This is a genomic window from Pseudomonas sp. AC463, assembly GCF_979253585.1.
This window is the reverse complement of sequence record NZ_CEEDDZ010000103.1, coordinates 1-484: the sequence shown is the minus strand read 5'-3', so window position 1 is coordinate 484 and position 484 is coordinate 1. Positions and strand designations below refer to the sequence as shown.

Here is a 484-nt window from a genome sequence, read left to right as displayed (position 1 = left end):
CAGTATCTTGGTCATGACGCCGGTATAGGTTGCCGCAGCGTCTTGAGACTGTCGGAAAACACATGATAGCCGACACCCCTGACCTGGGCCTTCGCCGAACCACACGCGCCTCGGCCCATAACGATCGACAAACCCTGTCGCTTTGATAAAGTGTGCGACAACATGCTTTTGATGGTTTGTCGTACATGCTCGTCGGATATATGCGGGTATCGTCGGCTGACGATCGCCAAACGGTCGATCTCCAGCGGGACGCGCTAGTCGCAGCCGGCGTCGATCATCGGAATCTCCATACCGACAAGGCATCCGGCGCGCGCGACGATCGACCGGGCCTGAAAGCCTGCCTCGACTATCTGAACGCGGGCGACACGCTGATCGTGTGGAAGCTCGACCGGCTCGGGCGCTCGCTGCCGCACCTGCTGACGATCGTCACCGACCTGAAGGCGCGCGGCATCGCGTTCCGGTCGCTGACCGAGCAGATGGATAC

1 protein-coding gene is annotated in these 484 nt (G+C 60.7%); it reads left to right on the top strand.

What is annotated here, in order from left to right; genetic code table 11:
- Window positions 1–185: 185 nt before the first annotated feature.
- The coding region (locus AC0IYH_RS29290; protein WP_471837528.1) for a recombinase family protein at window positions 186–484 on the top strand (299 nt) is incomplete at its 3' end.